The 21,231-nt window shown below is 70.4% G+C and carries 15 protein-coding genes; 1 reads left to right on the top strand and 14 read right to left on the bottom strand.

Going from position 1 to position 21,231, the window contains the following annotated elements; all coding sequences use genetic code 11:
• Positions 1–2: 2 nt before the first annotated feature.
• The 14 genes from ACAM54_RS02870 to phnD all read right to left on the bottom strand — a co-directional run bounded on the left by ACAM54_RS02870 (position 3) and on the right by phnD (position 18,921).
• Positions 3–803: a type VI secretion system accessory protein TagJ gene (locus ACAM54_RS02870; RefSeq protein WP_145742450.1), complete on the bottom strand. Its 801-nt coding sequence runs from the start codon at positions 801–803 to the stop codon at positions 3–5.
• 1 nt (position 804) lies between these two features.
• Entirely contained in the window at positions 805–1,362 is a 558-nt protein-coding gene (locus ACAM54_RS02865) for a type VI secretion system tube protein Hcp (RefSeq protein WP_145742452.1), read from the bottom strand.
• A 34-nt stretch (positions 1,363–1,396) separates the two neighbouring features.
• Positions 1,397–3,352: a caspase family protein gene (locus tag ACAM54_RS02860; RefSeq protein WP_369650939.1), complete on the bottom strand. Its 1,956-nt coding sequence runs from the start codon at positions 3,350–3,352 to the stop codon at positions 1,397–1,399.
• A 146-nt stretch (positions 3,353–3,498) separates the two neighbouring features.
• Positions 3,499–4,680, bottom strand: a complete 1,182-nt coding sequence (locus tag ACAM54_RS02855; protein ID WP_369649775.1) for a hypothetical protein — start codon at positions 4,678–4,680, stop codon at positions 3,499–3,501.
• Between the two features lie 28 nt (positions 4,681–4,708).
• A complete protein-coding gene (locus ACAM54_RS02850) occupies positions 4,709–5,458 on the bottom strand; it encodes a hypothetical protein (protein ID WP_369649774.1) in 750 nt (249 codons plus the stop codon).
• 141 nt (positions 5,459–5,599) lie between these two features.
• Entirely contained in the window at positions 5,600–7,195 is a 1,596-nt protein-coding gene (locus tag ACAM54_RS02845; RefSeq protein ID WP_369649773.1) for a murein transglycosylase A, read from the bottom strand.
• A gap of 54 nt (positions 7,196–7,249) precedes the next feature.
• Positions 7,250–9,145, bottom strand: a complete 1,896-nt coding sequence (locus tag ACAM54_RS02840) for a protein kinase (protein WP_369649772.1) — start codon at positions 9,143–9,145, stop codon at positions 7,250–7,252.
• Positions 9,146–9,272: 127 nt separating this feature from the next.
• Entirely contained in the window at positions 9,273–9,884 is a 612-nt protein-coding gene (gene tagF, locus ACAM54_RS02835; protein ID WP_369649771.1) for a type VI secretion system-associated protein TagF, read from the bottom strand.
• Entirely contained in the window at positions 9,881–13,480 is a 3,600-nt protein-coding gene (gene tssM / locus ACAM54_RS02830) for a type VI secretion system membrane subunit TssM (RefSeq protein ID WP_369649770.1), read from the bottom strand. Before tssM ends, tagF begins: the two co-directional genes overlap by 4 nt.
• On the bottom strand, positions 13,477–14,811 hold the full coding sequence (locus ACAM54_RS02825; RefSeq protein ID WP_145742464.1) for a DotU family type VI secretion system protein: 1,335 nt from the start codon (positions 14,809–14,811) through the stop codon (positions 13,477–13,479). Before ACAM54_RS02825 ends, tssM begins: the two co-directional genes overlap by 4 nt.
• Positions 14,812–14,843: 32 nt before the next feature.
• Positions 14,844–16,175 carry a type VI secretion system baseplate subunit TssK gene (tssK, locus tag ACAM54_RS02820; protein ID WP_145742466.1) on the bottom strand — a complete coding sequence of 444 codons (1,332 nt, stop codon included), beginning with the start codon at positions 16,173–16,175 and terminating at the stop codon, positions 14,844–14,846.
• A 159-nt stretch (positions 16,176–16,334) separates the two neighbouring features.
• A complete protein-coding gene (locus ACAM54_RS02815) occupies positions 16,335–16,670 on the bottom strand; it encodes a hypothetical protein (protein WP_369649769.1) in 336 nt (111 codons plus the stop codon).
• A gap of 182 nt (positions 16,671–16,852) precedes the next feature.
• Positions 16,853–17,896, bottom strand: a complete 1,044-nt coding sequence (locus tag ACAM54_RS02810; RefSeq protein WP_145742469.1) for a phosphate/phosphite/phosphonate ABC transporter substrate-binding protein — start codon at positions 17,894–17,896, stop codon at positions 16,853–16,855.
• A 14-nt stretch (positions 17,897–17,910) separates the two neighbouring features.
• A complete protein-coding gene (phnD, locus tag ACAM54_RS02805; RefSeq protein ID WP_369650938.1) occupies positions 17,911–18,921 on the bottom strand; it encodes a phosphate/phosphite/phosphonate ABC transporter substrate-binding protein in 1,011 nt (336 codons plus the stop codon).
• A gap of 255 nt (positions 18,922–19,176) precedes the next feature.
• On the opposite strand from phnD, the gene ACAM54_RS02800 reads away from it, so the two are divergent.
• Positions 19,177–21,066 carry an ATP-binding protein gene (locus ACAM54_RS02800; protein WP_369649768.1) on the top strand — a complete coding sequence of 630 codons (1,890 nt, stop codon included), beginning with the start codon at positions 19,177–19,179 and terminating at the stop codon, positions 21,064–21,066.
• Positions 21,067–21,231 lie beyond the last annotated feature (165 nt).

The following is a 21,231-nucleotide window of genomic DNA, read 5'->3' as shown; positions in this document are numbered from 1 at the left end:
GGCTATGCGCCCTGGCTTTCGAAGAGGATCTCGCGCACGTCCATGAGCGCGTATTCGCCGGCATCGCTGCCGAGCACGCGCTGGCCGCAGCCGGCCCAGACCTCGGGGCGCAGTTCGCGCCACTCGGTCTTGCGCGCGAGAAGCAGCTCGCCGTCCTGGCTCTTCTCGGTGCCTTCGTAGCGGGTGGGAATGAGCGCCAGCGTCTCGCCGCCGTTCTCGAACTGCAGGTGCGCGGGCATCCAGACGCAGTCGCGCAGGTCCTCGGGCGGATCGATCTTGATGTGCGCGAGCCGGGCATAGGGAATCCAGTAGTACTTGCCGTTGACGAAGGCTTCGAGCACGGGGCCCAGGCGCATGTCGGCATCGGCCAGCCATTCGAAGGGCGCACCGTCGATGGTGCCGGCGATGGCAGGTGCGCCGTCGAAGGCCCGCTGGCGAAGGTCTTCGGCGAGTTCGTTCTCGCCGCGGCCCTGGCGCAGCAGCGATTCGATCAGCAGCGCCAGCCATTCGTCGGGCTGGCCGAAGACCATCGGCGTGCGCGTGCCGGCAAACACCTCGGCGCGCAGGCCTTCGCAGCGCACGGCGTCGCCGTACACCTGCTTCATGGGAACGGCAAGCGCATCGAGCTCGGCCGCGACGGTGAGCTGGTTGAGCGCGCGTTCCCACTGGCCCAGCACGCACAGCAGCTGCGCCATGAAGACGCGGTGCTTGCTGTCGGCGGGCCTGGCGCGGACCTCGTCGCTCAGGGCCTTGAGCGCGGCGGCAGGGTCGGCGGACTTGAGGAGTTCAGCGGAGGTGGCCATGTCAGTTCCCCGCGAAGGTGCAGGTGCGCACGGCTCCCCGCGCGCCCGTCTGCTGCTGCGGCGCCGAACGGATCTCCAGCTTCGTGTAGTCGAAGAAGATGATGTCGCAGGGCCGCTTGGGCGTGCCGCCGGTGACGATGGCATGGCAGTTCACGCGCGCGCCCTCGAGCACGAACTCGAGGTGCGACTGCAGGTCTTTCGAGCTGTCGCCGCCGGCCTTGAAAACGGAGATGGTCACCTTCAGGTCGCTGTCCTGGCTCTTCAGCAGGCTCGCGATGGAGGCCGTGGCCGCATCGCAGTCGCGGATCACGATGAAGGCATGGTTGCGCAGCTTGCCCTTGCTGGAGCCGGGCGGCACGACGACGTCGGACTTGTACGAATAGCCGCCGATGTCCATGCGCTGCTTGCCGTCCTCGTACGTGCGCTTGGACTCCCCTTCGATCGGCGAACCCTTGCTCTCGATCATCATCGCGAAGTCGTTGCCCGATTCGCCCGACAGGTAGTCGAGCAGGCGCAGGGCCTCGTCGGGGTCCAGTTTTCCATCGTAGGTCCAGCTCATGTCGATCTCCTGAAAAAAATCCGGTTGTCTGTCGTTACCTGGCGGGCAAGGCTTCGCCCGCCCAATGCACCATCGCGGCAAAGCTCTGCCGTTCGCTGTCCGGCTGCAGGGCGCCGCGCACCCGCACCTGGGCCACTCCGTCGGCCGTGCCCGCGCCGAACAGGCGCGGCGCGCTGTAGGGCGTTGCCGGCGCGGCCAGCACCAGCAGCCGGCCGCCTTCGGCGTTGAACCAGGGCAGCTCGAAGCGCTTGACGGCGGGCGCGTCGCGCGTGCCGCGCTTGAAGCGGTTGGTCTCGCCCGGGTCGCCGGGATAGACCTGGCGCGCGCCGCCCTGCGGATCGATGCCGACGACGACTAGGTCCACCGAGCGCCCGGTGGTGTTGCGCACGTTGAGCACGGCGCGCTCGCCGCCGCGCAGCGGCAGCAGCCCGGCGCCGGCCTGCCGGGCCGGACCGCTGCGCACCAGGCGATCGCCGTTCCACACTTCGAACAGCGCCTCGAAGCCATCGAACTGCGCATCCCTGGCAATGGTGTAGAGCTGGTTGAGCCACTTGAGCCGGGCCAGCATTTCGAGATGCCGGCGGGCGGCTGCGGAATCGGCCGGCAGCGCCCTTGCGCCTGCGCCGAGCGCGGCCGAGAGCACTTCGAGCCGGGTGGCGCTCCAGTGCACGTCGGCGCCGTCCGCCTCGGCCACGGCGACGACCGAGGCGGGGTAGTCGAGACTCAGCCCGGGCGGCAAGCCCTGCTCCGCGCGCACGCGCAGCGCGACCGAAGCCGGCTCGCCGAGCGGCGTGATGTTCCAGAGCGCGGCGCCGGACAGCTCGCGCAGCGCGGGCGGCACGGCCATGCGCGCCTTGTCGGTGTAGGCCTGCAGGAGCAGGCCCTCGGCGCTGCGCACCGTGCCGTCTTCCATCGTGGCCAGCACGCGCAGCGGCTGCTGCGCCACCAGGCCGTCGAGCTGGCCGGCCTGCAGGACCAGCGTGTCGCCGGAGCGCTGCGCGCGCCAGACCGGCCGCGTCGAAACCGGCTGTGCGCGGTTGGCGAAGATCGGCGCATCGAGGTTGCCCTCGGCCACCGGCGATGGCAGCTCGCGCGTGGGAAAGCGCTGCGCGAGTTCGTCGATCACCGGCGGATAGCTCGCGAGCACGCCGTCGAACAGGTCACGCCAGGTGGCGGGCCTGCGCGAGAGCGCCTCCACCACGGCCCAGGTCAAGAGGCCCTGCGGGCGCGCGTTGCGGCTCTTGCGCGGCAGGCGCAGCTCGGGCGTGATCTGGTGGCTCTCGGAAGCGAAGAGCGCGACATAGCGCGCGCGCGGCACCGGCTCGGCCGCGGCAGGCCGCGCCACGGCGGCGCGCGCGGCCGGACCGGATGCGCCGATCAGCTGGCCGATGCGCAGCCCGCGCCAGCGCACCTCGTCGTCGGCCGGCCCTTCGGCAACGAGCGGGCTCTCGGCCGTGCTGCTGCGGGTCATCGAGTTTGCCGAGCAGGTATCGAAGACGGAGGCGACGAACACGTTGCGTGCCAGGAAGGCCTGGATCCAGGCATCGAAATCGGCATCGCGCAGGTCGCCCGTGAGCGCGCCGTCGCTGCCGAGCGTGCCGCGCACATCGCGTGCGAGAAAGTTTTCCGAAAGGCCGTCGGGCTCCTGGTAAAGCTTGCTGGTGTCGCGCAGGCGGGTGCCGTGGCCCGAGAAGTAGAGCAGCACGAAGTCGCCGCTTCTCGATTGCGCGAGCAGCCGGCCGAGCGCATCGTGGATGGCCTGCGATTCGGGCAGCACCGCGCCGCCCACGCCGTCGGCGAGCACGGTGATGTCGGATGCCGCAAAGCCCTGCTTCAGCAAGGCATCGCGCATCAGCATCACGTCGTTGCGCGGCGCCTGCAGCCAGAGCGACTGCGGCTGGTTGACGAGCTCGGAGACGCCGACGAGCAGCGCGCGCTGGGTGGCGAAGGCGCTGCCGGCGAACGCGATCAGTGCCAGCACCGGCAGCACGCGCGACAAGCGCGATGGCGTTGCTCCTTCCCCCGCCGGGGGAAGGCTGGGATGGGGGCGGGCAGAGCGCCCGATGGATTCGCCGCCTGCCCCCGCCCCTGCCCTCCCCCGGCGGGGGAGGGAGAAAAGCGGACGCAGCGTGAACGTCATGGCCGTTCCGTCGCGGGCCCGGCCGATTCGACCAGTGGCGATGCCGCGAGCACCGCAAGGCCGCCGACCGGATCGGCCGCGCGCAGCCGCCAGACGCCGTTCGCACCCGGGCCGCCGACCACCTCGGCCGGCACCGCCTGCAGGAGCCGGTCGGCCTCGTCGACGCGCACGCCGTCTTTCCAGCGCACCACCAGGTTGGCCTGTGTTGCAGCGGGCGCTGCGGGCACGGCACGAAAGCGCACATCGTCCTGTTCCGCATCCCGGCTGCCGAGCAGGCCGGCGTTCTGCACCACCGCAAACAGCGCCAGTACCGCAAATGCGGGACGCAGCCATCCGCCGGAACCGAACCAGTGCCGGATGCTGCCCCACCAGCCGCCCTCGGGCCGCTCCTGCGGCCGGGCGCGCGGGAAAGCCGGTGCGGTGGCCGGCGTCGCGCCGGGGGACTGCACACGCGCCGGGCTCAGCTGCAGGCCGGCCGCGCGGTACAGCGCCTGGTAGTCGGCGCGCGGGTCCTGCGCACCGAGCGGCGTGCCGGACAGCACCGAGAACACGCCGCCCACGGTGCGCAGCGCGATGCGGCCGGGCTCGGGCGCGATGGCCAGCGGCGCCTGCGCGGCCCATTCGTCATGCACCGCGCGGATCGCGGCGAGCCGGGTCGCCGAGACTTCGCCAAGCACGCGCGCGCACAGCTGCGGGCTCGGTTCGAGCGTGAGCATGTTCCAGGCCTGCACCAGGCCGAAAGCCGGTTCGAAGGGCTCGTCGTCGGGCTCGAGCAGCACGTCGAAAGGCCCGGCCCAGTCGGCCTCGCCCGCGGCCATCCAGCCCTGCCAAAGGTTGCCGTGGATGCAGCGGTCGAGCAGCACGCCGAGCAGCCGCCCTTCGTGCACCACGCTCACGAGGCGGCCCGGCGCCCAGCGCGCACTGAAGGCGCGCTGGGCGACAGCCTCGCGGCGCCGGGCCAATTCGGTGAGCGGAAGCACGAGATCGAGCACCGCGCGCGGCGGCGCAGCCGCGGTGCCCTGCGGCGCGACATGGGGTGCGGCACCGGGCATCGCGACGGCCGCCACGGCGGCTTCCTGGCCGGGTGCGCCGGACATGCCAGGCATCGCAGGCGCGGCGCCCGCGGCCTGGAGCGCGCTTCGGATCACGCTGAGCGGGGGCCAGAGGTCGGTGTTCATGGCGGTCTGTTCCTGAATGGCTATGTCTTCAGGCATAAGACGCTTCAGCACCGAGGATTTTGAAAACCTGCAGGATCGCCGCCATGTTGTCGGGCTCGATCGCAATGCCCAGGGTCTGCTGGATCCAGCCGCCCAGGCGGGTCCTGGCGTAGTCGGCGGTGAGGCCCTCGCGCTTGTGCACCAGGCCCAGCCGGCCCGCGCGGTAGTGGTAGGAGGCGATGGCGTGGCGCGAGGCGATGCCCGAGAGGCCGCCCTCGGCCTCCTTGCCGAAGCCCTCGCACAGCAGGATGCGCTCGGGTTCGGGCAGTTCGGCAATGAAAGCGCGCGCGGCCAGCTGCACCGCGCCGGCGCTCAGGCCGTGCTCCGCGAGGCAGCCATCGAGGTCTTCACCGGCGCCCAGCGCGTCTTCGAGCTGCGCTTCGCTCACCTGGTCGCCGATCGAGAGCTTGCGCCGGAATGCGCTGGCGCGCGTGCAGTCGATCAGGTAGCGGCGGAAGTAGGCGCACAGCGCAAAGGCGCTGGAGGGTGCGCTGTGGCCCGCGCGCTCGTCGGCCTCGTCGGGATCGGCATCGAGCCGCAGCACCTTCACGTAGATGAACTGCGCCACCAGCTCCTGCCGGCCCTCGCCCAGCACCTGGAGCTCGGGCGGGTTGCAGGCCACGAGCGCATTGCCGACGATGCGGTACATGGTGCCCATGTCGTCGGGGGACAGCGTCTGCCGGCGACGCCAGAGGCGCACGAGCTCGGTGCTTTCCGCGGACGACAGCGTTTCGATCATTGGCTCACTCCCAGGCTTCGCGCACTTCGTGTCGCTTCTCGCACCCCCTTGCAGGGGGCAACACCAGCGGCCCGGCAAAGCCGGTTCCGCGGTGTTTCCCGAACAAGCCCTGTCGCGCCCATGGTTGAAGACCCGAGTCGATCAGTCGTCCACGCATACGCCTTCGGTCGGCACCAGGCACTGCGGCAGGCCGGCGCCCGCCGGGCCGCCGCGCGTGCGGATGGCCGAGGACACCGCCGCCGTGGCCACGGCCAGGCCGCGCGGCAGCAGGATCCAGAGCTGGCCGCGCTCCTTCATGCGGCGCGCGTTGTTCGCGGCCTGCTGGCCGTTGCCGAAGAAGTAGTCGGCCCGCACCGCGCCGCGGATCGCGCCGCCGGTGTCCTGCGCAATGGTCAGCCGCTGCATCGGTGCACCGGTGCCGGGTGCACGCGTGGAGACGAACACCGGGTAGCCGAGCGGCGTGCTGCGCGGGTCCACCGCGATCGAGCGGCCCGCCGACAGCGGCACGCCGAACGCGCCCACCGGCCCGCCCGAGGGCGAGGGCGACTCCTTGAAGAACACGTAGCTCGGGTCCTTGATGCCCGAGCCGATCACCGGCCCGGCCGTGCGCCGCCCCGGCACCAGCACCGCGCCGCTGGCGGTGGGCCGCGCAAGCGTGAAGCCGCGCGTGCGGATGGTGCTGGTCGAGGTGTCGCCGACGTCGTCGTCCTCGTCGCCGTCGTCGAGCTGCAGTTCGATGGACGAGCCGCGCACCTTGACCGGACTGCGCGGCTTGCCGTTGGCCGCCTGCGCCAGCGTGGGACGGAAGGGCTGGCCGTTCTGCTCGGCATAGGCCACGCGGATGATGTCGCCGTTGGCCAGCTTGATGCGGCCCGAGCCCTGGATCTGCATCTCGTAGAGCGCGGTGGCGCTGCTCACGAAGGCCAGCACGCGCGCATTGGGCGCGCCCTTGGTCTCGATCTCTTCGCGCGTGTAGTAGGGCAGCAGCTGCTTGCCTTCGATGCGCAGGCGGACCTTGCGGTCGAGCGTGTCGCGCGTGATGCCGGAGAGGTCGAGCGCATAGAGCCCCGGCGCGCCCATGTCGCGCGTGCTGAGGCCGGTCTGCACCACCACGTTGCGGCCCTCGACCCGCGCCGCCACCGTGCCGTTGCCGGCCGGCAGCTTGCGCGCGTCGGCAAACAGCATGTCCTCGGGCTGCCCGTAGACCGGGTAGATGAACGGCGCCGCGTACTGCCGGCTGCCCGGGATCTCGGGCTCGAAGTAGCCGGTGACCACGCCATCGGGCTTGCGGTCGTCGTCGCGGATCTGGTAGGCCGAGAACTCCTGCTCGAAGAAGGCGCGGATCGCGCTGTTGTTCTTGCTGTCGACGCGCAGGGCGCGCGCGCACACCTCCTTCCACTCGGCGCCGCGGCCGGTGAGCACCTTGCAGCTGCCGAGGAAGGCCGGCCAGCTTTCGGAGAAGTCGTCGCGCGCCCAGCCGGGCACGGCATCGAAGCTGACCGATGTGTAGGTGGCCAGCTGGGTCGAGAAGGTGCGCGCCTGGCCGGCGGTGTTCGAGGCGGCCGGTCGTGGTGGTGGCGGCGTTGCGGCTGTCGACTGTCCGGCCGCCATGTCTGCGGCGGCGGCACCGGAGGTCGCGGCCGGCGGCGTGCCGGCGCAGCCCGCGGCAATCACGGCGGCAGCGGCAGCGGCCCAGCGCAGGGCGGTAGTGAAGACCGGCGACTGTGGTGTGTTCATGAAAGCCTCCTTGTCCGAAAAGAACGGCCCATCGGGCCAACGCTCTGCAGACGATTACTTCTCGACGATTTTGAAATTCGCGACGCCGTAGACGTCGTTGCACGGGGTGCTGGGCGCGCAGACCGGCTTGCCCAGCAAAGGCGAAGGACCCGTGCCGCGGCTGGCTTCGAGCGCCGCCAGCACGGGCAGCGGAAACTGCGGAAACACGCCGTCGTTCTGCACGCCCGAGGCGCTGAAGTCGCGCTCGTGCTGGCTCACGAGCACCGCGAACTGGTTGGTGCCGGCCGGGCCGCCCGCATCCATCGGCCAGGAGGCGCGCGGCAGCGAGAGCGGGCTGCCGGCGGTGATCTTGTTGTACTTGTCGAGCAGGTTCGGGAACAGCAGGAACATCTCGCCGCCGCTGGACAGCAGGAACACGTAGACGAAGCCCTCGCGCTTGCTGCGGACCTCGAAGGCCAGCTTGTCCTTGCCGATCGACACCTCGGGCTTCTTTGGCGCGGCCGTCACGTCGAAGCCCGGCGCGGCGCCGGCCGCGAGCGACTGCAGCGATTCGAGCGGCGTGCGGGGCGCCGGCGGGGGAGGAGGCGGTGGCGGCGGCGGCGCCTGGACCACGCGCGGCTCGGGCGGCGGCGGCGGTGCAACGGCGACCTGCTTGCCGCTGTTGTTGTCCCCTTCCGCGCCCGCGGTCGTGCGGCCCTGGTACCACCACCAGCCGCCACCGGCGGCGGCCAGCACGGCCACCGAGGCGATCGCGGCCAGGGCCTTGCCGTTGTTCTTTCCGCCGGCGCCCACGCCCGGAGCAGGTGCCGGTGCGGGTGATGCCTTGCCGCGTCCGATCGTCGTCGGCAGGTCGGCGTTGCCGGTGCCGCGCGCACCCGAGCCGCCGGGCGTGGTGCGCGGCGGCGGCGCGATGCTGTGGCCCACCTCCAGGTCGAGCGCGGCGCGGAACTCGGCCATCGACTGCGGCCGCGACTCGGGCCGCACGCCCAGGCCCGCGTCGATCGCCTGCAGCAAACGCAGGCTGTAGCGCTGGCGCAGGATGTCGTTGCCCGCGAGCGGCACGTAGCTGTCGGACAAAAGCCGCGCCACCGACGGCGGCGGCGCGCGTCCGCAGACGGCCACGTGCATCACCGCCGCGAGCGCGTAGACGTCGGTCCACGCGCCCTGCGACATGTCGGGCATCTCGGCGTACTGCTCGATGGGCGCGTAGCCCGGCTTGAGGATGACGGTGATCGCCTGCGTCTTGTCGGTGATCACGCGACGCGCGGCGCCGAAGTCGAGCACCACCGGCCGGCCGGAGCCTTCGAGCAGGATGATGTTGTCGGGCGCGATGTCGCGGTGGTAGCAGTTGGCGCCGTGCATCACCGCCAGCGCCTGCGTCACGCCGTCCATGATGCGGATCAGCCAGGCCTCGTCCACCCCCGCGGGAATGGAGACCAGCGCCTGGCGCAGCGTGTCGCCGCGGTAGAACGGCATCACCATGTAGGTGGTGCCGCGCTCCTGCCAGAAGCGGTAGACCTTCAGCAGCGAGGGATGGTCGAACTGCGCGAGCAGGCGGGCTTCGTTGATGAAGCTGCGCATGCCGAGGTCGAAGGTTTCGCGGTGGCGCTCCGACAGGGGGACCACTGTTCCGTCCTGCTGCCTTGTCGACAGCGAAGTCGGCAGGTATTCCTTGATCGCCACCACGCGTTCCAGCGTGTGGTCCCAGGCTTCGTAGACCACGCCGAAGCCGCCCTGGCCGACGACTCTGGTGATCTCGAATTCTGCGAGGCGGCTGCCTACGGGGAGGAGGCCGGCTTCGCTGGTTTCTGCAGCGGAGGCTGCAGGCGCATTGGAGAGGCTTGTGGAGCCGGATGTAATGACGGTGGCGGCGGTGTCGGTCTCGGTCTCGTTGCTCGCGGACTGGGCGGGCCTCGACATGACGCGGGTGCGGTCGTCTTCTGGGGGCATACTGGTTCCTGGAGCTTCGGTCATTGACTGGCTCCTTTTTGTATTGCTTGGCGTGTTTGCTTTCCGGGGCCGGGAGTCGCCCGCCGAGGCGAGACCCGGCCCCCGACAACAAAAGGAAGCAGGAAATTCATTCCCCACCTCCCAAAAACAAAGCTTCAAACCGAGCATCCAAAGGCAATCCGGCAACGAGCATCCGAGCCCCGTCGCCAGCGCCCGGATCGCCAAGCCATAGAGACTCCCCCACCCCCGGCAAGGCAAGCGACTCCACAGTCCCCTCGCACGGTGAGAGGCCATCCGCAGCAAACAACCTCTGCAGCACCGCATCAAACCGCAGCGCATCCAGATCCCCCTCGAGCCCTTCGAGCGCAGCCCGCGTCCCCTGCGCCCACCACCGCAGCGCCTGCTGCAGCGCCTCGCCCTGCAGCGCCCCGCCCGCGGAAGCATCGAGCTCCACCGCCAGCGTGAACGGAAAGTACCGCCCCACCCCATCGACCGACGGCATCAGCACGCCGATCCACCCGCCATCCCCCACCACCTGCGGCCCCAGTGCAAAGCACCAGACCGGCGCCTCGAGGTAATGCGACGTCCAGTCGGCATGCCGATCGCGCAGCCGCGCCAACCCGCGCTGCAGCCACGGGTCCCACACCGAGCGGAACGACTCGGGCAGGCGCCGGTGCGCGAAGTCGCCCATGCCCGGCAGCTTGCCAAACCATCCGGGCAACGCAGTGGCTACGCTCACAGCCCCTCCGGACAGGAGAACTCGCGCAGCTCCTTCAAACGGATCGGATGCTGCACGCTGTTCGTCGTGACCTCGAAGCGCGTCTTGCGGGCGCCGATCTGGAAGGTGATGAAGAACTTCTCGGGCGCATCGCCGGCTTCGAGCTGGCCGTCGTCGAGCGCGCGGAACAGCGCCCACGGCCCGTCGACCGCGGCGCCCGAACTGCCGGTGGCCGAAGGCGGGCTCACCTGTATGCGCACCTGGTTGCTGCCCTTGGGCCCGGGCCACTGCACGGCCATGGGCACCACCGGGCCGTGCGCGTATTTCACGAGCTGGCCGTCCACGTCGAGGATGAATTGCGTGATGCCCGCATCCATCTCCACCGGCTTGAAGTCGAGCCGCATCGACGGCCCGCGGCCGCCGCCGCGGAAGAAGATGTCCTTGATGCGCGCGGCGCGCTCGAACTGCGCCAGCGCCTGCGTGGTGACGGCGCCGCGTTCGGCCACGGGCTTGTAGCGCCAGGGCTTGGTGCTGGTGTCGACCAGCGCGGCCAGCCGCTTCTGGAAGAAGTCGTCCATCAGGCCGCCGGCGCCGAACATCTGGCCGAAGTCCTCGGGCAGCACGTCGCGCTTGCTGCTGCCCACGAAGGGATAGCGGCCCGCGATGGCGCGGTTGCAGAAATCGGTCACGGGCTTCAGATCCTGGCTCAGGTTGCCGCGCTCGGCCACCTGGGCCTGCGCCGCGCCCGACTGGCTCAGGTTCTCGACCATCGTGCGCACCGGCTCGGGCAGCCGGCCCGCGTCGGACTTGAGCTTGCCGGCCACGTCGCCGGGGGGCGGCGAGGTGCGGCCCTTCACGGCCGTGTCGACGGCGTTGAGGTACACGTACACCTCGTTGAAGAGCTTGAGCGCGTCGTCGATGGGCGCGGGCTGGTTCGGCCCGGCGGCGGTGACGAGGCGGCGCAGCGGCTCGAAGCGGTCGTCCACGATGCTCTCGATGCGCTTGCCGCTGGCCACGGGCTTGTTGGGATCGCCGCCGAACAGGTCTTCCAGGCCCTTGCGGGTGTTGGCGACCGTGGCGGTGGCCTTGCTCACCACGTCCTTGGGCTGGTCGGCGGGAATGAGCGTGGTTTCCTTCACCACCGCGCGCAGGAAGTTCGCCAGCGGCGAACCCACGCCCGAGAGAATGCGCGCGGCCTCGATGTTCTTCTCGAGCCCGCTGGCGCGGATCAGCCGCACGTCGGCCAGCAGGGCCTCCCAGACCTTGACGTATTCCGCGAGGTAGAGCCGGCGCACGCGGTCGGTCAGCGCGCCGAGCGCCGCCACGTCGCGCATGCGGTCGGTGGCGCTGCGATCCTGCCCGAGCACCCACGGGTCTTCCTGCGCGAGCAGGCCGGTGAGCACCGTGACCTCGTTCTGGAAGCGCTTGTGGTAGCCGTCGTAGGTGAACATGCCCGGCACGCCTTCGGTCAGCGGCTTGCCGCTGATGCGCTCGAACACCAGCGGCGCCGAGGGACCGGCGGCGGTGGCGATGCTGAAGGCCGGAATGTCCTTGGTGGCGCGCTGGCGCTTCAGGCGGCTGAACACGCGCTGCTCCAGCGGGTAGCTCGCGAGCACGGCGCGCACGCTGCGCACCAGGTTCTCGTCCATCTTGAGCGGCGAGCGCGGCGGGCCCTGCGCGATGAGCACGTCGAGCTGGTCCTCGAGCGCCTGGCGCTGGTCCTCGGGAATGCCGCGGTCCAGGCTGCGCGCCCAGTCGAGCGTGATCCAGGCCTTGAGCGCCTCGGCATCGAAGTGCTCGGGCTGGTAGAGCATGAGGTAGCTCTTGAGCGCCTCGTAGGTGTACTCGAGGTTGTCCTTCTGCGCGGTACGCAGCTGGTCCTCGATGCGCTTGGCGATCTGCGGCAGGAAGGCGTCGTTGAGCGCGCGCTGGTGCGTGAGCATGGCGGCGGCGTCGAGCTTGTCGCCCTGGTAGAGGCCGAGCGTCATCGACAGCGGCTCGTCGCCCTGGCGGTTGTCGGGCGTCTTCCAGATGTCGCGCAGGCCCTGCAGCACGGGCGCCACCTCGACCAGGTTCTGCACCCGCGACGGCAGCGCCGCCAGGGTCTGGCGCGCGGGCTCGACGCGCGCCTCGACCGACTTCAGGTAGTTGAGGTTCTGCAGCGTGCTGTAGCCCCAGCCCGCGAGCAGCGCGAGCGTGACCAGCGTCATGGCCGCCACGCCCGCCATGCGCAGCGCATGGCGCCGGCGCTCGAGCTTCACGTTGGCGCCGGCCAGGCGCTGCTCGGGGAACACCACCTCGCGCAGCAGCGCGGTCAGAAAGTAGCTGCGGCCGCTCGACTTCTGCGGTGCGAGCATGGCGCGCTCGATGCCGAAGCTGCGCGAAAGGCTGCCCATCACGCGGTCGATCGGGCTGCCTTCCTGCGTGCCGCTGGTGAAGTACACGCCGCGCACCCATGGCGGCTGCGCGAAGCGCGAGCCGGTGAAGACCTGGTCGAGCAGGTCGGACAGCATCGAGCCGATGGAGCCGAACTGCGCCGGAAAGCCGAAGATCGCCGCGCGGCGCGTGCCGTCGGTCTCGCGCTGCATGCGTGCGATGAGCCCGTCGTTGACGCGGTTGTGCAGCAGCGCGAACTCGCGGTGGAAGGCGGTGGACAGCCCCTTCTCGTCGGCCTGCACGTTCTCGTCGGCCGCCAGCGTGAAGCCGAAGACCTGCGCGCGCTGCTCCTTGCCGAGATCGTCGAAGTAGTCGGTGAAGCCATAGAGCAGGTCGCTCTTGGTGACGAGCACGTACACCGGCAGCCGCGTGGTGAGCTTGGCGTCGAGCTCGAGCAGCCGCGCGCGGATGGAGGCGGCCAGCTGCATGCGCTGCTCGGGGCCCTGGCTCAGCAGGTCGGCCACGCTCACGGTCAGGAACACGCCGTTGAGCGGCCGGCGCGGGCGCGCCTTCTTGAGCAGGCCGAGGAAGCCTTCCCATGCGCTCTTGTCTTCCGACTGATGGCTGTCCTGTGTGGTGTAGCGGCCGGCGGTGTCGATGAGCACGGCCTCGTCGGTGAACCACCAGTCGCAGTTGCGCGTGCCGCCCACGCCGCGAATCGCGCCGGGGCCGAACTTCTCGGCCAGCGGGAACGACAGGCCCGAGTTGACCAGCGCCGTGGTCTTGCCCGCGCCCGGGGCGCCGATGAACACGTACCACGGCAGGTCGTACAGGTAGCTGCCGCCGGAAATGGAGAGCCAGTCGCGCCAGCCGGGCTTCTTGCCCGCGGCATGCAGGCGCATCTGCTTGAGCGTGGCCACGGCTTCGCTGAAGCGCGTGTCGAGGATCTTCTGCTCGCCGTTGACGGGGGCATCGGTCTTGACGGTGGGCGCCTTCATGAGGCCGTCGGTCAGGTGCTGGCTCGCACGGCGCGCGCGCCACCTGCGGTAGATCGCGCGCAGCACCACGATGAGCACGATGGCGCCGATCAGCAGCGCGCGTGCGAGCTCGCTTTCGAGCGGCACCCACGCGCCGATCTTCACCAGCGGGCCGATCCACCAGATCAGCAGCGCAACGATGACCAGCGCCAGCAGGGTCAGCAGCAGCGGGCTGAACAGGAAGCCGAAGATTTTCTTGATCATTTCGTCACTCCCGCCGCGGCAGCCACGCGGTCCGGCTCGGACAGGAGCACGATGTCGACGCGCCGGTTGCGCGCGCGGTTGGCCGGCGTGTCGTTGGCGGCCACGGGCTCGGCGTCGGCCTTGCCGTCGGAGCGCATGCGCGCCGGATCGACCAGCGTGGTGAGCGCGCCCTTCACCGCATCGGCGCGCGCGGCCGACAGGTGCCAGTTGGAGGGATAGCGCAGCGAGCGGATCGGCTGGTTGTCGGAGTGGCCGGTGATCAGCACCTCGCCCTTCACTTCGGCCAGCGCCTGGCCGATGCGGCGCAGCACCGGCAGCGATGCGGCCATGGGCTCGGCGCTGCCGGAGCCGAAGAAGGAGTCGCCGCGCAGCCGCACCACGCTGCGGTCGGCCTCGTCGGTCACGGTGACCAGGCCCTGCTTGATCTCGGGTTCGAGGAAGCGCGCGAGCCGCGGCGACTTGGCCGGCGCGGCGGGCGGCGCGATCTGAATGTTGGGCACGCGCAGGCTCGACACCGCAGCATAGGTGGTGTCGGAGCGGTAGTTGAGCGTGAGCCGCAGGCCGAACCAGGCCAGCGCGAGCAGCAGCGCGAAGCCGGCCGCGAACACCCACAGCGGCAGCGATTCGCGCAGCCGCACCGTGCCCGCGCCCTGCCCGCGCCAGTGCGGCGACAGCTCGGCTTCGAGCGGCGGACGGTCCTTGGCGATCAGGTCGGCCAGGCGCTGGCGCACCGAATCGAGCTGCGCGCGGCCGTTGTCGACCACGCGGTAGCGGCCTTCGAAGCCGAGCGCGAGCACGCTGTAGATCAGCTCCAGCAGCTGGCGGTGCGTGGGCACGTCCTGCGCGAGCTTGGCAAGCAGCTGGAACACCTTCTCGCCGCCCCAGGTCTCGTTGTGGAACTGCACCAGCAGGCTCTGCTTGTTCCAGCCGGCCTGCACGCCCCAGGGCGTGTTGGCCACGGCCTCGTCGAGCGCGGTGCACAGCACGTAGCGCGCGGCCAATACCGATTCGTTGCTGGCGCCGGCGCGGCGCGCGGCGGCATCGAACTGGTTCACCGCGTCGGCGGTGGAGGCGCGCAGCGCCGGCACGTTGGGCGGCTGCACCAGGTTGCGCAGCTTGCCGATCAGCACCAGCAGCTTGCCCGCGGCCGAGACCAGAGGATTGAGCAGGCCGATCTCGCCGACCTCGGCGGCGGGTGTCGGATCAACGCCGCCGAAGAAAGGCGCCGGGGCGGCGGCAGGCGGCGGCGTGCCGGCCGGCGTGCGCGGCTTCGGCTTGATGACCGTGCGCTCCGACTCGAAGGCGGCGAAGGGATCCGGAGGTGTGCTCATGATGGTGTTCCGTTTTCGTCAGCCCGGTGCGGCTAGGAACGGATGGCCCAGAACGCGAGGTCGAGGCCGGGGAAGTCGCCCGCGATGTGCATCGCGATGCCGCCCGATTGCTCCAGCTGGCGCCACAGGTCGCTGTTGCGCGTTTCGAGCTCGAAGTAGTTGGCGCCGGTGTGGAAGGGAATCTGCCGCGGTGCCACCGGCATCGGCGTGAGCGTGACGCCCGGCAGCGCCAGGTTGACGAGGTCGCGGATGCGCTCGACCGGGCCGATCTTGACCTGCGTGGGAAAGCGCGCGCGCAGCGCCTCGCTCGGCATGTTGGCATTCACCGCGAGCACGAAGGTCGCCTTGCGCTGCAGCTCCACGTCGGTCACCACCGCCACGCGCACGCCGTGCTTGCGGTCGTGCAGGTCGATGCGGATGGCCGACTGCTCCAGCACCATCGAGAGGCTGCGCCGCAGGTCGTCCATCAGCGGGCGGAAGCTCAGCGCCAGGTCGTCGTGGATGTAGGGGCCGAAGCGCGTGACGCGGCGCGAATCGCGAAAGCTCGCGAGGTCGCCGGCCAGCCCGAGCGCATGCTCGAAGAAATGCTGCGGGTGCAGCATGGCGCTTCGGGCCAGGTGCGCAAAGACCGCCTCGTTGCGGTTGACGGTCTGCAGCAGCATGAAGTCGGCGATCTCGGCCACGCCGCCGGTGCCGCCCTGCGTCATGCGGCCGGCCAGCGCCTCGCCGCGCTGGCGCAGGAGGCCCAGCAGCTCGTCGAGCCAGGAACGGATCACCGCATGGCCCGCCACGTCCAGCAGCGGCGGCAGCATCGCGCGGTCGAGCTGCACCTGGTTGTCGACGCGGCGCTCCAGCACGCGCGCCACGCCCAGCGTGGTCCAGGCGTCGGTGGCTTCGCTGGCGCGCATCAGGCGCGTGTGGAGCTGGCCCAGCTGCAGCACCGCGGTGCGCTCGCCGGCGGTGTTGGAGTCGGGCACTTCGGACTCGAGCACGCGATGGCGCACCAGCTCTTCATAGTCTTCGGCGTCGGCCTCGCGGGCGCCGGCGCGGCGCAGCGGCAGCGCCAGCACCACGGCCTCGTCGCGCATGGCGGGTGGAATGTCGATGGGCTCGGGCAGCGGATCGACCGCCGGCATGTCGAACACCGTGCCGTCGCCGAAGAGGCCCACCGCGCGCACCAGTGCGAGCTTGCCCAGCGTGAGCGCGGCCTGATCGATCTCGATCTCCGCGAATCCCCAGGCATAGGGCGTGGTGGAACGCAGCAGCACATGCCTCGCATGGTCGGCATGACGCTCGCTTTGCTGCAGGTGCTGGGGCTGCAGCAGCATCCCCTCGCTCCAGACCACTTTTGTTCGCCAACTCATCCGCACTCCGTCAACGGCAAGGGCTGCCTGAAAGAAACACGAAGTTTCCGGCGCGCGCCGCGGCGGGCAAATCCGCCTAACGGCCTAGATGCGGGGTTTTGGAGCTACGGCGAAGGGAGTAGATGCACCGCAAAAGGAGCGGGCACCTCCGGGCGGGTGCTACAGCCCGTAGATCGCGACGATCGTCCAGAAGGTCAGCCAAAGGGTTCCTGCGCCCAGCGCAAGCATCGCGGCGACGAACGCCACGAAGTACCCGATGCGGCGCGAAAGTTCGGGCGCTGCCGGAACGCATCTCGCGTAGATCCAGGCGGCCCACAGCGCAAGCGCTCCGGCCGCCACGACGCTCCCCGACATCGCCAGGATCCGCTGCTGGTCCAGGAAGCGCAGGCCGACACTGAGCAAGGGCATTGCCAAGGTCCAGGCCAGCATATTCAGTGGCAGCCACCACCGCGTTTTCATCGGATCGCCTCGCCTTTGCAGCAATGCTGCCGGCATGGGGCTCTTCCAACCCGTCATGCGCAACCGAATTCGCGTTCGTCGACGTGGCATGTTCTCCCTTGGATGACCCGTTGCCCTGGCGGGCCCGGCACATGATATCGACTCGGATGTGCGCTGCCGCTTCGACAGGGGCCTTCACCTTCAGTGCTCGGCCGGCGCAGCGCCTTGGCCGCAATTGGTCATCGTGCGGTGCCAGCTCCGGCGCGCAAGGCCTCGACCTGCTCACGGTAGTTCTTCTCGAGGCGCTGCAGGCGCTTCTCGCGCGCCGCGTCGTTGACCCAGGCGGCGGCCATGGCGCTCTGCTTGCCGAGCTGGTATTCGAGCATGGCCTCGGCCAGCAGCGCGCTGTCGTCGGCGGTGGCATAGCCATAGGCCGCGCGCAGGGTCTTCAGCACCTCGCGCTCGGTATCCGCGCGCGGGCCCTTGCCCTGTCCGTAGCCCACCAGGAAGGCCTGCAGCCGCGCCTGGAACTCGGGCGGATAGCTGCGCCGCACCACCATCTGCGCACCGGGCGGCGGCTCGGACTCCCAGACGATGTGCAGCCGCGCGGCCTCCACCGGGAACTGCTCCCTGAAGCGCTCGAAGTCGGTGGTGTTGTTGGTGGCCACGTCGGCATCGCCGTTGGCCACGGCGAGCGCGGTGGCCTGGTGGGTGCCGACGATCTCGCCGCGAAAGCGCGTTTCCATCGCAATCCCGCGCGGCAGGAAAAGCTGGCTCTGCGGAACGAGGAAGCCGGTCACGGAGCGGCTGTCGCCGCGCGCCAGCCGCCAGCGCTCGGGCTCGGCGAGCACGGCCTCCAGCGTGCTGGGCAGGCCGGTCTTGCGCGTCAGCAGCACGGCGCGGTGCGTCGGCATGCCGGGCCGGCGCGCGATCTGCGCCACCACCTTCATGCGCCGCTGCATCACGGCATCGAGCGCCATCTTGGCCGAGAGAAAGGCCATGTCGATCTCGTCGCGCTTGATGGCGCGGTCGAGCTCCTCGTACGACGCCACCGAGTAGGCGCTCACGGGCACGCCCATGGCCTGGCTCAGGTCGGCCAGAAGCGGCGTCCACAGGGCGCGCGATTCGACGGCGCCGCCCAGCGGCAGCACGCCGAAGCGGATCGACTTGACCGGCGCGGCACCTGCCTTGTCCGCCGTGCCGGCGCGGCCCTGTGCCAGGCAGGCGGCGGCAACGGCCAGGAGCGCGAGCGCCGCGGCAACCGAACGCAGGAGACGCAGCATGGACGGGGCCCGCGTCAGGGAGACAGGTCGCGCAGCACGGCGGTCTGTTCCGCGTACCCGCTTTCGATGCGCGAGAGCCGCGCCTGCCGCGCGGCATCGTTGACCCACTGCGCGCTCATGGCGTTCTGCCGGGCCAGCTGGTAGGCCAGCTTGGCGGCGGGCTGCAGCGAGCTGTTGTCCGCAGCCACGAAGCCGGCCAGGTCGTGCAGCGACTTGAGCACCACGCGCTCGGCGTCGCCCTTGGGCCCCTTCGCGCGGCCGTAGCCGACCAGGAAGGCCTGCACGCGGCTGCGCAGCTCGGGCGGATATTCGCGCCGCACCACGATCTGCGCATGCGGAATGAGCTCCGACTCCCACAGCACCTGCAGCCGCTCGGCCTCGGCCGGAAAGCGCTGCTTGAAGCGCTCGAAATCGGCGGTGTTGTTGGTGGCCACGTCGGCTTCGTTGTTGGCCACGGCCAGCGCGGTGGTCTGGTGGGTGCCGACGATCTCGCTCAGGAAGCGCGTTTCCATTGCGATGTGGTTGGGCAGGAACAGCTGCAGCTGCGGCACGATGAAGCCCGACACCGACTGCCGCTCGCCGCGCGCAAGGCGCCAGCGCTCGGGTTCCGCGAGCAGGCTCTTCATGCTGTTGAAGGGCGGCGCCTTGCGCGCCAGCAGCAGGGCCCGGTAGCCGGGCAGCCCGTCGTGCCGCACCACCTGGGCCACCACCTTCATGCGGCGCTGGGTGACGGCGTCGAGCGCCATCTTGCCGGAGAGGAACGCCATGTCGACCTCATCGCGCCGGATGGCCTGGTCGAGCGCGTCATACGAGTTGACCGACAGCACGCTCACGGGCCTGGCGATGGCGCGGCTGAGTTCGGCCAGCAGCGGATCCCAGTCGCTGCGCGACTCGAAGGCACCGCCCAGCGGCAGGATGCCAAAGCGAACCGGCGCATCGGGCTGCGGCGCGGGCTGGGCAGAGGCCGCCAGCGGCAGGCCGGCAAGCAGCGCCAGCGCGGCGGTTGCAGCACCGCGGCACACCATGCGTACCATGGCGGCGGCGCGCCCGGACTTCGGACGGCGGGAGGCATCGGAAGCGCCGGAAGCCTTCCGGACGCGGCATGGGGAGGCCAGCATTTTTGGAACACGAAGACATGGGGCCGCTGCGGACCAGCGGGTCTAACATGGGCAACGCGTCGCAATTAGATACCAAATACAAGTGATTTTCGTGATGTTTTTCCCACCTTTCGCTCGTACGGCCGTCCCTCTAAGCTCGACCTTCATGCGCCCAATTCCCCCATGAACTGGAACTTCCACGTCCTCCGGGGGCTTGCGCGCCTCACCTTCGCCCAGCAGCTGATCCTGCTCGCCCTGGTGCCGGCCACCGCGGCCACGCTGGCGGCCATTGCCGTGCTGACGCGCCAGCACCTGGGCAACCTGACCGAGCTGATGCGCGCCAACGCGCAGACGGTGGCCATGCAGGTGGCCACCGCGGCGCAGACGCCGCTGCTGCGCATGGACCGCCGCATGCTGCAGCGCACCGCCCAGTCGGGTACCTACCAGCCACACGTGCAGCAGGTGCAGATCTGGTCGGAGGACGGCGAGATCGTCGCCAACTCCGAGACCGTCGACCGCGCGCGCGGCGAGGGCCTGCAGGTGGTGGTGCCCATCGTCAGCGACGAAGGCAGGCACAACGGCAAGGTGATGGTGGAAATGAGCCTGGACGCGGTGCAGGACGCGCGCCGCTCGGTCTGGCTCAACGTGGTGCTGGTGCTGGCGATCAGCCTGGTGGGCGTGGGGCTCGCCGGCTGGTGGGCGGCGCGGCGCATCAGCGAGCCGATCCGCGCGCTCGGCAAGGCCGTGGACCGGCTGGGCGCGGGCGAGGACGCGAGCGTGGCCATCGAAGGCACCTCCGAGATCCGGCACCTGCAGCACGGCTTCAACCAGGCGGCGCGCGCCCTGGCCGAGAGCCATCGCCTGCTGCAAAGCCGCATCAGCGAGGCCACCGCCGAGCTCGCGCGCAAGAACCAGCAGCTCGAAGTGGCAAGCCAGGCCAAGACGCGCCTGCTGGCCGCGGCCAGCCACGACCTGCGCCAGCCGCTGCATGCGCTCACGCTCTTTTCGGACGGGCTGGCCAACGGCGAGACCGATCCGGCGCGCCTGCAGCGCATCGGCCACATCCGCGAGTGTGTCGACTCGCTCGACCGGTTGTTCTCCGAGCTGCTCAATCTCTCGCAACTCGACGCCGGCGTGCTGCAGCCGCAGTGGGCCGACTTTCCGCTGGATCGGCTGTTCGACGAGATCAGCCGCAACTTCCGGCCGGTGGCCGAGCAGCAGGGGCTGCGCCTGGTGGCGCGCAAGACCGAACTCTGGGTGCGCTGCGACTACGTGATGCTCTCGCGCATCCTCAACAACCTGGTGTCGAACTCGCTGCGCCACACCCTCGAGGGCGGCGTGCTGATCGGTGCGCGGCGGCGCGGCAAGGGGGTTCGCATCGACGTGGTCGACACGGGCGTGGGCATCGCGCCGCAGCACCAGGCGCGCGTGTTCGAGGAGTTCTACCAGGTGGAGACCGCGGGCCGCCAGGCACCGCGCGGCGCACGCGGCATGGGCCTCGGGCTGGCCACGGTGCAGCGCCTGGCGGAGCTGCTCAACACGCGCGTCGACCTCACGTCCAGGCCGCACAAGGGCACCTGCGTGCGCGTGCTCGTGCGCTCGGCGCCGGCCGCGCTGCCGCAACCGGCCGCCGCGCCCGCCCCCGGCGCCGCCGAAGAAGAAGCGAGCCTGGAGAACCTGCGCATCCTGGTGATCGACGACGAGCGCACCATCCTCGAGGGCCTGACGGTGGTGCTCGCCAACTGGGGCGCCGAAGTGCTGGCCGCGCAGACGCGCGCCGAAGCGCTGGCGCTGGCCGACGCCTGGGAGCAGCCGCCGGACGTGGTGGTGAGCGACCTGCTGCTGCAGGGCGGCGACAACGGCCTGGACGTGATCGCCGCGCTCGAGCGCCACCCGCGCGGCATCGGGCCGGGCACGGCACGGCTGCTGGTCACGGGCGAGACCAAGCCGGACCGCCTGCGCGAAGTGGCGAGCGCCGGCATCGCAGTGCTCTACAAACCGGTGTCGCCGCGCGTGCTGCGCCAGGCGATCCAGACGCAGCGCGCGGCGGTGCTGTCGAACGCCGACGCCTGACGAGGGTAGTGCGTCGGACATAGGCCAAGCGGCTGCCGCGCTGTGATCTTCATCACAGCGGCGCGGGGCTGCGGGCACCGACATAAGCCCTCTGCCTTATCGCGCGAAGCAGGCGGCTTCCGTACATTGGGTGCTGCACCTGCTGCAGCCGCAGCCCAAGTTTGT

The sequence above is a fragment of the Variovorax sp. V93 genome (assembly GCF_041154485.1).
In the GTDB taxonomy this organism is placed as follows: domain Bacteria; phylum Pseudomonadota; class Gammaproteobacteria; order Burkholderiales; family Burkholderiaceae_C; genus Variovorax; species Variovorax beijingensis_A.
The sequence above is the reverse complement of the archived record's forward strand: the minus strand, read 5'-3'. Positions and strand labels throughout refer to the sequence as shown.